Source organism: Bradyrhizobium sp. 2TAF36 (assembly GCF_052114925.1).
GTDB classification, from domain to species: domain Bacteria; phylum Pseudomonadota; class Alphaproteobacteria; order Rhizobiales; family Xanthobacteraceae; genus Bradyrhizobium; species Bradyrhizobium barranii.
In genome coordinates this window covers 15,008-28,543 of the sequence record NZ_JBFRFR010000030.1, presented here as the reverse complement: position 1 = coordinate 28,543, position 13,536 = coordinate 15,008, and the positions used below count along the sequence as shown (strand labels likewise).

Sequence of the window (13,536 nt, the reverse complement as noted above, 5' to 3'; positions counted from 1 at the left end):
CAGCATCTGGTCAGAGATTGCTGGTGGCCTTGATTCCGGGACGATTCGCCTTGGTGTGGATCGTCTGTTTCAGCGTGTCCGTAAACCTGCTGCTGCTGGTCGTACCTTTCTATTCCATCGAAGTGTTCGACCGCGTGCTCAGCAGCGGAAGCGTCGAGACGCTTGTCGGCCTCACCGTCATCGCCGTCGGCGCTCTCGCCTTCAGCGCCGCCTTCGACACGTTTCGTAACCGCCTGTTGAGCCGGTTCGCGGTCGGGTTCGAGCACTGCCTCGCTCCGATCATCCTTGAAGGCAGCATCACCGGTGCGGCGCCCGGCGACGGCCGGCAGCACGATCTCGTCAAGCTTCGCGAGTTGAGAACTTTCCTGTCGAGCGGAACGGTCACATCGCTGATCGATGCTCCGTTCCTCCCGGTGTTTATTCTCATCCTGTTCTTCCTGCACCCCTGGTATGGCGTCATAGCCCTGATCGGGGTGGGGGTCCTGCTGGCGATGGGTGTTGCAAGCCACTGGATCGCGCGCGGGGAAATTGCGCAGGCTTCGCAGGCCGCGTTGAAGACGCAGGCGTTGCTCGATGGAATCGTCCGGCACTCCAGCGTGGTGCGGGCGATGGGCTGGACCCGGGGCGCCATCCGCGCGTTCATGAGCCTCAATGACGAAGCCCTGTCTCCGGTGGTGCGGGCCAGCGAACGCATCTACACGATTAGCGCCGCCGCGCGAATGGTCAGGACCATCCTGCAGATTGCCGCGATCGGCGCCGGTGCCTGGCTCGTGCTCCAGAACGAGGTGCTGTCCGGCAGTCTGATCGCGAGCTCGATCCTGATAGCGCGCACATTGCAGCCCATGGAAGGATTGGTCTCGGCCTGGCGCGCGTTGGCATCTGCGCAGGACGCGTGGACGCAGGTCTGCAACGCCGCGATGCCGGTGCTTGCGCGTCCGCGGAAGACGTTGCTTCCGCCGCCAGCCGGCATGCTCAAGGTCGAACGGGTGACATTCCGGATTGGCGGGACGCAGCGTCCCATTCTCGCGGGCATATCCTTTCAATGCCGGCCGTCCGAGCTTGTCGTCGTGATCGGGCCGACCGGCGCCGGAAAATCCACATTGCTGCGCTTGATGGCAGGCCTCGATCGGCCGACCAGCGGTACGATCCGGTTGGACCACGCAGCACTCCATACCTGGGATCCCGACCAGCTTGGGCAATTCGTCGGCTACCTCCCCCAGGACGTGCAGCTCCTGGAAGGAACGGTGGCCGAAGCCATTGCCGGGTTTGATGAATACGCACGGGACGAGGCCATCGTCGCCGCGGCCATGCTCGCGCAGGCGCATGAGATGATCCTGTCCCTTCCGGCCGGCTACCAGACCGAGATCGGCCGCGACGGCTGCAGGCTATCCGGCGGCCAGCGTCAACGCATTGGTCTTGCACGCGCCTTCTTCGGCGATCGCAAATTGATCCTGCTGGATGAGCCCAATGCCAATCTCGACCCGGACGGCGAAGAAGCGTTGTGCTCCGCCATTCAATCGGCCAAAGCGCGCGGCGCGGCGTCGGTGATCGTCACTCACCGGCCGCGGCTGTTGACCATCGCCGATGCCGTGTTGCTGCTGAGGGACGGCAACCAGGTCGCCTTCGGACCGCCATATGATGTTCTTCGCGCCCAGCGGCCGGCACCGGTACCGGGTTCGCCAGGGCTCCCGCGCAATGTCGAACCTCAGAGGTTGCCAGGCAGGAGGGTCATTCCATGACGCAGACCGGTCATGCCCCCGCGATGTCCGCGCCTGTTGCCGGTCCGTCGAAGACCTGGCCGACGGAGCAACCGCGATCCGACATGCGACGGATCATCGCATGGGGCTGTGTATTGCTCGTCCTGCAATTTTGCGGCTTCGGCTTGTGGGCAACCACGGTTCCGCTCCGCGGCGCTGTCGTGGCCCCGGGATTCATCAAGGTCCATTCGAAGCGCAAGGCTGTGCAACATCTGGAAGGCGGAATCATCAAATCGATCTATGTCCGGGAGAACGATCACGTCGAAGCCGGTCAACTCATTGCACGGCTCGACACCGCGCAGATCGAAGGGAGCCTTGGTTCCCTCGAAACCAAGTTCTTTGCTGATCTGGCGATGGAGGCCCGGCTGTCGGCGGAGCAGGACGGTGCGAAGTCAATCCGGTTTCCGGACGAATTGCGGGAAAGTGCGGCGCGTCTCTCCGCACGTATCGCCATTCAAACCCAGGAGGCCGAATTTGCTGCGCGACTGGCCGCGATTGAGAACGAGCGCAAGGTGATCGATCAGCAGATGCTGCAAAACGCGGACACCATCCGCGGCCTGCAGAGCAACACCCAAGGGCTTGAACAGCAACTCAAGCTGTTGCGGGAAGAAATCGCCGACACGAGTTATCTCCTCGCAAAGGGCCTCGCCCGGAAACCACGTTTGCTGGCCTTGCAACGCGCCGAAGCCGAGGCCACCGGACAGGTCGATCGCAATGCCGCGTCAATCTCGGAGATGCAGGGCAAGATCGCGGAGTTGCAGGACAGACGCCGGCAACTGGGGTTCAACCAAAATCAGGATATCGCCAAGCAGCGGCATGCGACGAGCGAGGAGATCGGCGACCTCAGACATCGAATTGCCGCGTTGCGTGCCCAGCTTGTCCGGTCTGAATTGCGTGCCCCGGAAAGTGGAAGAATCGTTGGCCTCAACAGCAGGGACCTCAATGCCGTGCTTGGACCTCGGGAAACCCTTTTGGAAATCGTTCCGATGCAAGATCGGCTTGTCATCGAGGCGACATTGAAGCCTGCCGATCGGGAAGAGGTTTATGTCGGACAGATGGCGCGTGTGCGGGTTCACGCGCTGAACATTCGCCGCCGGCCGATGCTCGAGGGAAGGGTGGTCGGCGTTGCGGCAGACGCACTGACCGACACCCATTCCGGCGACAGCTCCTATTTGGCCGAGGTTGAGCTCGACCCCAACGCGCCGACGGCCTCCTACATCTCCACATTGATGCCTGGAATGCCTGTCGAGATATTTGTCGAGACGGGGGAACGAACCTTTGCGGAATATCTTTTGCAGCCGATGACGTTACGGATCAACCGTGCGTTCAGGGAGAATTAAGCGCTGGTAAGGGGTGGGCCGGCCTATGAGGGAGGCGACCGTGCATGAGTGCAGTAAGGCACTACCTTCCGCACAGGATGATTTTCGTTCCGATTGCGTCGAGCGCGCCTCGAAGCAAGGCAATGACAGATGCGGTCCGTCTGGGTCTTGTCCGGAGCCACGCCCGCAACAGGCCGCAATGGAATATTTCGCGAAGGCCATGGCGGAATTGCTCGGCTGCCGGAGCTGCTACGTAGCCATGCTATCCGCCTCCGGGCTGGAAGAAGCCAGGATCGGAGATGCTCCTGCCGATCCGTCATGCGCGGCGATGGTTGAGCGATTTGCGCGCAAGGGTACAGCCGAGGACGTCGCCTCGCTCGAGCCGATCAATTCCCGGACCTCCTTCGTCCGCAAGTTGATCGGCGCGGAACCCCCGGTAAAGAGTCATTCAGTCATTGGCAGGTTTGCTTCCGATGAGCGAACCACGGTCGTGTTCGTGGCTGGATGGCGACCGGCCGCGCTTGCGGCATCGGAGATTCCGGGCTTGGCGCATACCGTGCGCCCGTTATGGAAGGCTGCTCATTCACTTGCCCGGCAAGCGCCGGGGCAGGTCGATGCGCAACTCTGGCTCGAAGAGCTGACCTTTCCCGCCATCGTCGTGGACCAGGGCCTGCACATTTACGCAGTCAATCGTGGTGGACGCGTGCTGCTTGCCAAGCGCGAGCTGCTCAGGATGGAAGGAGGCAGGCTTGCTGGCTCATGCGCTTCCGTGACCGAGAGCTTGCGGGGGGCAATCGGGAAAGTGCTCATCGAGAGCGGGACTCATGGATGGTTCAACACTACGGTACCGCTTTCGACGGATCGTCAGCAATTCGCCTTCGCCAAGATCGGCGCTGTTCCAACGCATGACAAGCTGGGACAGGCCCTCATCGTCGTGCCGCAATTCGATGACGTGCAGGGCGCGCACTGCATCGCATCTGCCTTCGGCTTGAATTGGGCTGAGGAAAGAATCGTCGCCCGGATTCTTCAATTCCAGTGCCCTCGCGATATTGGAGCCGAGCTTGGGCTGACCGAGGCAACGGTGCGAACCTACACCAAGAGGATCATGCTCAAACTGGGGATCAATCGGCAGTCGGAGTTCTTTCTTCTGTATCATCTCACCCAGTCGCCTTTTGGCGCCGGCAGGCGCGAGAACTGGGTGAGCCGGCCGGCCTCCGAGGGTCGATTGGACGAAGAGGGTCCGATGAGATTGCGGACGGCTGGCAAGCATTCGCCTGACTGAGTACGGGGTTCTCCGCGATGTCGAGGCGCATGAGCTGCGCAGGTTTTCTCTACCGGGCGTTCGCTGCCTTGGCATTGGCCGGGGCCGGCTTCCCTGCACATGCCCAGAGCATTCAATTGGCGCTGCCGATTGCCTGCGAGCCTGGCCGCACCTGCTACATCCAGAATTACACGGATCTCGATCCGTCGCGGTCGGCGCGAGATTACAAGTGCGGCACGCTGACTTATGACGACCACAACGGCACCGATTTTCGTTTGCCCTCACTGGCAGCGCAAAAGGCCGGCGTGGACGTGCGCGCGGCGGCAGGCGGTCGCGTTCTTCGTACACGCAATGACGCGCCGGACGGCGCTTTCACAAAATCGGGACGCGAAGCGGTGCGCGAGGCCGAATGTGGCAATGGCATCGTCATCGAACATCCGGAGCAGTGGGAAACCCAGTACTGCCACCTCGCCGCCGGCAGTGTGTTGGTCAAGCCTGGAGACAAGGTCGACCTCGGACAGCCGATCGGCCGTGTCGGGCTCTCCGGCCTCACGGAGTATCCTCACCTGCATTTCACCGTGAGGCACAATGGCGCGGTGGTCGATCCCTTTGCGTATGGTGTTCGCCCCGAGTCTTGCGAGGGCGGTCAATCGCTCTGGCTTGCTGCCCTCCGCCCGAAACTCGAGTACCAGGAACGAGCCATCCTCAATGCGGGCTTTACGACGGGGCCGGTCACGATGGAACTCATCGAGGACGGCAGTGCCGAGAGCCAAAAGCCGTCCGCCGGTTCGATGGCGATCGTCGCGTTCGTGCGGGCCATCGGGCTGAAGGCGGGCGATGCGCAATGGCTGGTCATCAAGGATCCCCTCGAGAACGTCATCGCGGAAAATCGGTCTGCACCACTTCAGGCCAACAAGGCGCAATTCATGCTCTTTGCGGGGAAGAAGCGACCTCCCGGGGGTTGGGAACGCGGCTCCTACAAGGCCACTTATGTTGTCGAGCGCGATGGTCAGATCGTGCTCAGGAAAGACCTGGAGCTCATGCTCTAGCGTTGCATCTGTGCTTGGGGAGACCCGCGCCACGGGCCTTTTGAAGGCCTGATCGGTTGCCGGAACGGCCCGCTCCCGCTATAGGGCGTGGAGAGGGTGAACCATGTCCGATATGCGTTTGATTGTTGCTGGGGCAGGCGGCCGGATGGGCCGGGCGCTGGCACGAGCGATTGCCGACACCGAAGGCGCGGTGCTGGCGGGAGCCCTGGAGGCGCCCGGCTCGGAGCTGCTCGGCAAGGATGCCGGCGTACTCGCGGGCCTGCCGGCCAACGGCGTCAAACTCTCGGCCGACCTCTGGGCGATGTCGAAAGATGCCGACGGCATCCTGGATTTCACCGTGCCGGCCGCGACCATCGCCAACGTCGCGATCGCGGCCGAGCGCGGCATCGTGCACGTCATCGGCACCACCGGACTGTCGGCCTCCGACAACGCCGTGATCAAGAGCGTCACCAACCGTGCGGTCGTGGTGCAGTCGGGCAATATGAGCCTGGGCGTCAATCTGCTCGCCGCGGTGGTCAAGCGCGTCGCCAAGGCACTCGACGAGAGCTTCGACATCGAGGTCGTGGAAACCCACCACCGCATGAAGATCGATGCGCCCTCGGGCACTGCGCTGATGCTGGGCCAGGCCGCTGCCGCCGGCCGCGGCATCTCGCTCGATGAGCATTCGGATCGCGGCCGCGACGGCATCACCGGCGCGCGCAAGCCGGGCGACATCGGCTTTGCCTCCTTGCGCGGCGGCACCGTCGCCGGCGAGCACAGCGTGATCTTCCTCGGTCCGTTCGAACGCCTGACGCTGTCGCATCTCGCCGAAGACCGCATGCTGTTCGCACACGGCGCGCTCAAGGCGGCGCTGTGGGCGCATGGCAAGAAGCCGGGGCACTACTCCATGGCCGACGTGCTCGGTCTCGCAGACATCTGAGCGAGCCGGAGCATGAACCGGACCCGAAGGGCCGCGTTAGCGCAAGATGTGAAGCGGCTTTCCGCCAAGATCATTCCTCAACAATAACCTGAATGGAAAGCAGTCAATGAGCGAACGTCTCCTCGTGCTCGTGCGCCACGGTCAGAGCGAGTGGAATCTGAAGAACCTGTTCACGGGCTGGAAGGATCCTGATCTCACCGAGCTCGGCGTGAAGGAAGCCACGGAAGCCGGCCGCAAGCTGAAGGCACAGGGCCTCGTGTTCGACGTCGCCTACACCTCGGTCTTGACGCGCGCGCAGCACACGCTCGATCTCATTCTCGGCGAGCTCGACCAGAAGGGCCTGCCGACCTCCAAAGACCTCGCGCTGAACGAGCGCGACTATGGCGATCTCTCCGGCCTCAACAAGGACGACGCCCGCAAGAAATGGGGCGAGGACCAGGTGCTGATCTGGCGCCGCTCCTACGACGTGCCGCCGCCCGGCGGCGAAAGCCTGAAGGATACGCTGGCGCGCGCGTTGCCCTATTACGTGCAGGAGATCCTGCCCGGCGTGCTCAACGGCAAGCGCACGCTGGTCGCCGCCCACGGCAATTCGCTGCGCGCGCTGATCATGGTGCTGGAGAAGCTCTCGCCCGAAGGCATTTTGAAGCGCGAGCTCGCGACCGGTGTGCCGATCATCTACCGGCTCAACGCGGATTCGACGGTGGCCTCAAAGCTGGATCTGGCGGGGTAGTCCATGAATGCGCAGCTTCCTGACCTGTCAAACGAATGGGATAAAAAAAAGCTGCGCAATTGGATGGCGAACGCTAAGCGCCTAAAGCGCGATGATGTTTATCATGCAGCGTTTCGCCAGCTTTGCCGAATTGAAGGGCGCAATATTGACGATCCACTGGAATCTGAGTTTGCGGTCGTGATGCGAGCCTTGGAAGAAGCCTTGTCGGAAGAAAGCGGCACGACAAAGCGTCTGAGCAGGACTCGTCAGAAACTAGGCAGAGTTGGCGTAAGGCAAACGTTGGCCGACTTGGCAATGAAGCCCACACCCTCGACGGGCTTCTTGAAGTTGGTCGAGTTTGGAATGGCCAAGGAGCTGTCCGCAGAGGCACTAGTTATCAAGTACTCAAGCGAATTTTCTTCAGAGACGGTGGAAGCCGCAAAGAAGCGCTTGGCAGATTACGGCATTTCTTGAATGCTGCTGTAGCTCAGCTTCTGCACATCTCGCGTAGAGCTCACTGCATCCCCAGCTGCCCGGCCTCCCAGCCCAGCATCGCCTGCTTGCGGGTGATGCCCCAGTGATAGCCGGTGAGCGTGCCGCTCTTGCCGAGCGCGCGATGGCAGGGCACGACGAACGAGACCGGGTTCTTGCCGACCGCAGCGCCGACGGCGCGTGAGGCCTTCGGGCTGTTGATGTTGCAGGCGATGTCGGAATAGGACACCGCGCGACCCATCGGGATCTTCAGCAGCGTCTCCCACACCCGTACCTCGAAATCGGTGCCGATCATCACCACGCGCAGCGGCTGGTCCGGCCGCCACAGCTTGGTGTCGAAGATGCGCTGTGCGAGCGGTGCGGTGCCTTCGTGATCCTCGACGTAAGTTGCGTTGCGCCATCGCCGCGTCATGTCGGCGAGCGCGACCTTCTCATCACCGGGATCGGCGAACGCAAGGCCTGACAGGCCGCGGTCGGTGGCGATCACGATCGCCGTGCCAAAGGGCGAGGGATGGAAGCCGTAGCGCAGCGTCAGGCCCGCGCCGCCGTTCTTCCATTCGCCGGGCGACATCGCTTCATGGGTGACGAAGAGATCGTGCAGCCGGCCCGGTCCTGAAAGACCTGAGTCGAGCGCGGCATCGAGAATGCTCGCGGAGTCCCGCAACAGTCCCTTGGCGTGATCGAGCGTCAGCGCCTGCATGAACGCCTTCGGCGTGATCGAGGCCCAGCGGCGGAACAGATGGTGCAGCTCATCCGGCGTGACGCCCGCCGCATCCGCCATCGCTTCGATGGCCGGCTGGGTGCGCCAGTTCTCCGAGATGAATGCGATCGCCCGGCGCACGGAGTCGTAATCGCGCAACGCGGCGTTCTGGGAGCCCGGCTTGGCCAGGCGCTGGTCATTTATGGCGAGTGTCATCATGACTGGAAATGTAGGCGTGGCGCCGGGCCGAAACCACCCGATTTCCGATCCGGACTCAGGAGACCGGGTTGTAGGTCGGGCCGCGCTTGGCGGCGTTCAGGGCCTCAACCAAGCCTTTGTAAAAACTTGCTTTTTCGTCCGGGCCGAGGAAGCGGGCGATCTGGATCTGGTGGCCGCGCGAGATCAGATAGAGATGCTCGATGCCAAAATCCTCGTCGACCTCCATGTCGAGGCGGACCCAGAGCGGATTGAACGTCCATTCGGCGACCTGGCCGCGATGACTGACGCGCCGCACCCGCAGCTCAGACGTCGTGACCGAAATCTCCTCGCGCGCCCGCGCGGTGCGGAAATTAGCCTTGAAGGCCCACCAGATCACCAGCACGTCGAGGCCGAAGAAGCCGAACACCGGCCACGCACCCATCATCAGGAAGGCGAGGCCGGTGGCAAAGCTCACCACGCTCAGGAACAGCATCACGGCGAGGAAGCCGGTGCGGTTCAGCGAGCGGTGCGGCGTCAGGAGCGCGGAGAAGATCTGAGGCTCCGTCTCGCTTTCAGATCGCCCGCGCTCAATTTCGTTGCCTGTGCTCATCGTCCCTCAGTATATCCGGATCATGGCGAAAATCACCCGCAAGCCGGCCCCGCGCAAAGCGTCCGTGCCGAAGAAAAAGGCAAAGGCGATAGTTGCGAAGCCGAAGGCTCCCGCCAGGAAATCGCTCAAGGCCACAAGACCCAATTCTACCAAACCTTGGACGCCGGCCGAGATCCACGAGGTCTTCAGCCGTTTCCGCAAGGCCAATCCGGAGCCGAAAGGCGAGCTCGAGCACGTCAATCCGTTCACGCTGCTGGTCGCGGTGGTGCTGTCGGCGCAGGCCACCGATGCCGGGGTCAACAAGGCGACACGCGCATTGTTCGAGATCGCCGACACGCCGCAGAAGATGCTCGACCTCGGCGAAGAACGCTTGCGCGAATACATCAAGACCATCGGCCTCTATCGCACCAAGGCCAGGAACGTGATTGCGCTGTCGGCAAAGGTGCTCAGCGAATTCGGCGGCGAGGTGCCGCGCACGCGCGCCGGGATCGAATCTCTGCCAGGCGCCGGGCGCAAGACCGCCAACGTGGTGCTCAACATGGCCTTCGGCGAGCACACCATGGCGGTCGACACGCATGTCTTCCGGGTCGGCAACCGCACCGGGCTCGCGCCCGGCAAGACGCCACTCGAAGTTGAGCTCGGTCTCGAAAAGGTGATCCCGGCCGAGTTCATGTTGCACGCCCATCATTGGCTGATCCTGCATGGCCGCTATACTTGCCTCGCCCGCAAGCCGCGCTGCGAGGTTTGCCTGATCAACGATCTCTGCCGGTGGCCGGAGAAGACGGTCTGAGGTGGCGCCGTCGTTTCGGGGGGCGATGTGAAGCAAGCCGGTTTTGGGGACATGTCGTGAGTCAGCAAGAACAAATCTCATCGCCATCGCCATCGCCATTGCCATCGCCATCGCCATCGCCACCGCCACCGCCGGCCGCGGCACCGGCTCCGCCGCCGAAGCCGACACAGCGGCCGGCGAGCTCGCTCTGGGGCCGGCTCGCGATCCCCCTGTTCGCCGTGATCGTCGCGCTCGCCTTCGTGGCACTGGCGACGCTGCGCTTCGACGAATGGGTCGGCAACGCCGTGGTCCAGACCACCAACGACGCCTATGTGCGCGCCGATCTGACGCGGCTTGCAAGCCGCGTCTCCGGCGAAGTGCTGACCGTCGGGGTCTCCGACTTCCAGCGCGTCAAGGCCGGCGATCTCCTGATCCAGATCGATCCCGCCGACTACCAGGCCCAGGTCGCGCAGTCCGAGGCCGCTGTCGCCGCCGCGCAGGCCGTGCTCGACAATCTGAGCAACCAGGTCGAGCTGCAATATGCGACCATCGCGCAGGCGCAGGCCGCGCAGCTGTCCGCGGAAGCGTTGGAAGTCGAGGCCCGGCAGGAGCAGGATCGCCAGAAATCCCTGACGCAGACGGAAGCCGGCACGCGGCAGCGGCTGGAACAGGCCGTCGCGGGCTATGCGAAGGCGCAGGCCGACGTACGTGCCAGTCGCGCCGTCATCGCCGCGCAGCAGCATCAACTCGAAGTTCTGCAGGGCACCAAGAAGCAGCGCGCCGCCGATGTCGCGGCGGCCAAGGCGACGCTGGCGAGCGCGAAGCTGAAGCTCGGCTATACCAGGATCACCGCGCCGTTCGACGGCGTCGTCGGCGAGCGCCAGGTGCAGCCCGGCGACTACGTCAACATCGGCACCAACCTCATCAACGTGGTGCCGCTGCCGAAGGTCTATGTGATCGCGAATTACAAGGAGACCCAGCTCACTCATGTCGCGCCGGGCCAGCCGGTCGAGATCACCGTCGATGGCTTCCCGCGCGAGAAGCTGCGCGGCAAGGTCGAGCGCATTGCGCCCGCGACCGGCGCGCAAGTGGCCCTGCTGCCGCCGGACAATGCGACCGGCAATTTCACCAAGGTCGTGCAGCGCATTCCCGTGCGCATCCAGTTCGACGACAACCAGCCGCTGCTGGCGCGGCTGGTGCCGGGCATGTCGGTCGTCACCAGCATCGACACGAAGGCCGCGAATGGCGGAAAATGACGATGCCGGCCGCGGACCTCTCTCGCGCGGCGGCATCGCGCCACAGCCCTTGTTTGCCGTGGCGGCGGTGCTGCTCGGCTCGTTCCTCGCCAATTTCGACAGCCGGCTGACCACGGTCGGCCTGCCGGACCTGCGCGGTGCGTTCTCGCTCTCGTTCGACGAGGGCGCCTGGCTTTCGACCGCCGGCATCGGCTCGCAGATCCTGATCGCGCCGGCGGTGGCGTGGCTCGCGACGGTGTTCGGCCTGCGCCGCGTGCTCGGCATCCCGAGCCTCGTCTACGCCGCGGTGTCGCTGATCATTCCCTTCGTGCACGATTATCCGACGCTGCTCGCGCTCAGCGTCGTCCATGGCCTGCTGCTCGGCACCTTCGTGCCTGCGACGCTCATGATCGTGTTACGAAACCTGCCGATCCGATGGTGGGTGCCGGCGATCTCGCTCTATTCGATCCGGGTCGGCTTTGCGCTGGATACGTCGAGCTCCCTGGTCGGCTTCTATGTCGACCATCTGGGCTGGCAATGGATGTACTGGCAGAGCGTCGTGATCGCGCCCTTGATGGGCCTGATGGTTTATCTGGGCACGCCGAGCGAGCCGGTGAACCGCACGCTGCTGCGCGAGGCCGATTGGGGCGGCATGCTGCTGCTCGGCGCCGCGGTCTCGATGATCTATGYCGGCCTCGACCAGGGCAATCGCCTGGACTGGCTCGGCTCGGGGACGGTGATGGCGCTGCTCGTCAGCGGTGTGGTGCTGTTCGCAGGCTTCCTCGTCAACGAGTCGCTGGTGCGACAGCCCTGGGCGCATGTCAACGTGCTGTTCTCGCGCAATGTCGGGTTGGGGCTGATCTTGATCCTGCTCTACACGCTGACCAGCCTTTCCAACTCGTCGCTGGTGCCGAATTTCCTCGGCAATGTCGTTCTGCTCCGGCCGGAGCAGAGCGGGATGGTGCTGCTCACCTATGGCGCGCTGCCGATGTTCGTGCTGGTGCCGATCTCGATCTGGCTGCTGCGGCATTTCGATACGCGGCTCGTCGTGGTGCTGGGTTTTGCCTGCTTTGCCGCGGCCAATCTCTGGGGCACGCAGCTCAGCCATGTCTGGGCGCGCGAGGATTTTGTCGGCATCGTGCTGCTCCAGGCGATCGGGCAGTCGCTGCTCCTGCTGCCGATCATCATCACGCTGCTGTCGAACGCCGATCCGAGCCGCGCCACCTCCTTTGCCGCCTACATCCAGATCATGCGGCTCGGCGGCGCGGAGATCGGCATCGCGCTGATGGGAACGTGGCTGCGCGTGCGCGAGCAGGTCCATTCCTTCTATCTCGGCCAGGACCTTGTGGTCGGCAATGCCGACGTGGTGGGTAGGCTCAAGCAGCTCGCCGATTACTTCGCGGCCCATGGCACCGGCATGGCGCAGGCGCGCGCGGTCGGCACGCTCGCGGGCCTGGTGCAGCGCGAGGCCAATGTGCTCGCCTATATCGACGGCTTCTGGCTGTGCTTCTGGCTCGCGATGGTCGCACTCGGCGTCGTCGCGCTGATCACCCGGGCGCCACCGGGCCCGTTCACGCCGGCGCCGTTCGGTTTCGCCAAGATGCTGCTGCGCAAATGCGGGGTGCAAGTGAACTGAGAGGCCTCACCGCATCTGCCGCGCCGGCTCGATCAGCTCGGGCCGCGGCCCCGACAGGCGCTTGTGCATGTGGACCATGAACGCCATGCCGAAGATCGGCGTCGCCAGATTGACGATCGGGATCGAGACGAAGGCCGCGATGAAGAGGCCGGCGGTGAAGATGGTCGCGGCGTTGTCGCGCCGCATCGCCTTGGCGTCCTCCGGTGAGCGGAAGCGCATCGCGGCGAGCTCGAAATATTCGCGCCCGAGCAGCCAGGCGGCGGCGACGAAGAAGATCAGGAATCCGGCACCGGCGAACAGGACCAGCGGCAACGCCACCAGATAGACCACGATCGTCAGCAGCGCGGTCTTGACGCCCTCGTAGATCGCCTGGCTGAACGGCAGCGCAGCGCCCGGCCGCTCGGCGGGATAGTGCTCGCGCTCGACGATGTCGGCGACGTCGTCGACGAACAGGCTCGCCACCAGCGAGGTGATCGCAGGCATCAGGAACACGCCGCCGAACACGACGCTGAGGCCCGCCGTGATCGAGACGATCCAGGCGAGGACCTCGAGCGAGGAATGCCAGCTCGGCCCGAGCAGGCCTTCCAGCCAGACCTCGCCATAGGTCGCAAACCAGCTCAGCAGCCGCTGCAAGCCGATCGCCAGCACGATGATCAGCACCAGTGCAAGCCCGATCGATCGCCACAGGATCGAGCGCATCGGCGGCGAGATCAATTGCGACAGCGCCTTTACGGCGGCATCCAGCATCGGAGTACCTCTCAGCAAAACCACCCGCGAGAGGTAGACATGCGCGGAAGGTTCGACAAGAGGCCGAGCCTTCCGGGACAGATTGCCGCGCCTTGAGCTTGGGTTCTGAGTGAATCAGGACGGAAGCTCAAGGCG

Annotated in this window: 13 protein-coding genes; 10 read left to right on the top strand and 3 right to left on the bottom strand. The window is 63.7% G+C overall.

Annotation, left to right across the window (positions count from 1 at the left end; all coding sequences use genetic code 11):
- Positions 1 to 23 precede the first annotated feature (23 nt).
- The 7 genes from AB4Z51_RS18330 (at position 24) to AB4Z51_RS18300 (ending at position 7,488) form a co-directional block, all read left to right on the top strand.
- A complete protein-coding gene (locus AB4Z51_RS18330; RefSeq protein WP_244623066.1) occupies positions 24 to 1,739 on the top strand; it encodes a type I secretion system permease/ATPase in 1,716 nt (571 codons plus the stop codon).
- Positions 1,736 to 3,097: an HlyD family type I secretion periplasmic adaptor subunit gene (locus AB4Z51_RS18325; RefSeq protein WP_135213991.1), complete on the top strand. Its 1,362-nt coding sequence runs from the start codon at positions 1,736 to 1,738 to the stop codon at positions 3,095 to 3,097. The genes AB4Z51_RS18330 and AB4Z51_RS18325 overlap by 4 nt, the downstream gene beginning before the upstream one ends.
- Before the next feature lie 178 nt (positions 3,098 to 3,275).
- Positions 3,276 to 4,358, top strand: a complete 1,083-nt coding sequence (locus tag AB4Z51_RS18320; protein WP_224580537.1) for a helix-turn-helix transcriptional regulator — start codon at positions 3,276 to 3,278, stop codon at positions 4,356 to 4,358.
- A 29-nt stretch (positions 4,359 to 4,387) separates the two neighbouring features.
- The gene (locus AB4Z51_RS18315; RefSeq protein WP_166061620.1) at positions 4,388 to 5,386 is read left to right on the top strand and encodes a M23 family metallopeptidase; all 999 of its coding nucleotides are present in this window, start codon (positions 4,388 to 4,390) and stop codon (positions 5,384 to 5,386) included.
- 103 nt (positions 5,387 to 5,489) lie between these two features.
- A complete protein-coding gene (gene dapB / locus AB4Z51_RS18310; RefSeq protein ID WP_135213993.1) occupies positions 5,490 to 6,305 on the top strand; it encodes a 4-hydroxy-tetrahydrodipicolinate reductase in 816 nt (271 codons plus the stop codon).
- Between the two features lie 106 nt (positions 6,306 to 6,411).
- Entirely contained in the window at positions 6,412 to 7,035 is a 624-nt protein-coding gene (locus AB4Z51_RS18305) for a 2,3-bisphosphoglycerate-dependent phosphoglycerate mutase (RefSeq protein WP_014490847.1), read from the top strand.
- Between the two features lie 3 nt (positions 7,036 to 7,038).
- Positions 7,039 to 7,488, top strand: a complete 450-nt coding sequence (locus AB4Z51_RS18300; protein WP_135213994.1) for a hypothetical protein — start codon at positions 7,039 to 7,041, stop codon at positions 7,486 to 7,488.
- Positions 7,489 to 7,528: 40 nt separating this feature from the next.
- Here the strand turns inward: AB4Z51_RS18300 and AB4Z51_RS18295 are convergent, their stop codons facing one another.
- Together AB4Z51_RS18295 and AB4Z51_RS18290 are read right to left on the bottom strand one after the other, a co-directional pair.
- Positions 7,529 to 8,425 carry a methylated-DNA--[protein]-cysteine S-methyltransferase gene (locus tag AB4Z51_RS18295; protein WP_135213995.1) on the bottom strand — a complete coding sequence of 299 codons (897 nt, stop codon included), beginning with the start codon at positions 8,423 to 8,425 and terminating at the stop codon, positions 7,529 to 7,531.
- 55 nt (positions 8,426 to 8,480) lie between these two features.
- The gene (locus AB4Z51_RS18290; RefSeq protein ID WP_135213996.1) at positions 8,481 to 9,014 is read right to left on the bottom strand and encodes a DUF2244 domain-containing protein; all 534 of its coding nucleotides are present in this window, start codon (positions 9,012 to 9,014) and stop codon (positions 8,481 to 8,483) included.
- A 22-nt stretch (positions 9,015 to 9,036) separates the two neighbouring features.
- Here AB4Z51_RS18290 and nth point away from each other — a divergent pair, with 22 nt between their 5' ends.
- From nth to AB4Z51_RS18275, 3 genes are read left to right on the top strand one after another with little or no spacing between them, the layout of a single operon-like run.
- Positions 9,037 to 9,804, top strand: coding sequence for an endonuclease III (nth, locus tag AB4Z51_RS18285; protein ID WP_167767940.1), 768 nt, complete (start codon positions 9,037 to 9,039; stop codon positions 9,802 to 9,804).
- A gap of 56 nt (positions 9,805 to 9,860) precedes the next feature.
- Positions 9,861 to 11,039, top strand: coding sequence for an HlyD family secretion protein (locus AB4Z51_RS18280; RefSeq protein WP_441497755.1), 1,179 nt, complete (start codon positions 9,861 to 9,863; stop codon positions 11,037 to 11,039).
- Positions 11,026 to 12,654, top strand: coding sequence for an MFS transporter (locus AB4Z51_RS18275; RefSeq protein ID WP_441497754.1), 1,629 nt, complete (start codon positions 11,026 to 11,028; stop codon positions 12,652 to 12,654). The genes AB4Z51_RS18280 and AB4Z51_RS18275 overlap by 14 nt, the downstream gene beginning before the upstream one ends.
- Positions 12,655 to 12,660: 6 nt before the next feature.
- On the opposite strand, the gene AB4Z51_RS18270 is transcribed toward AB4Z51_RS18275, so the two are convergent.
- Positions 12,661 to 13,401: a sulfate transporter family protein gene (locus AB4Z51_RS18270; protein ID WP_135214000.1), complete on the bottom strand. Its 741-nt coding sequence runs from the start codon at positions 13,399 to 13,401 to the stop codon at positions 12,661 to 12,663.
- Positions 13,402 to 13,536 lie beyond the last annotated feature (135 nt).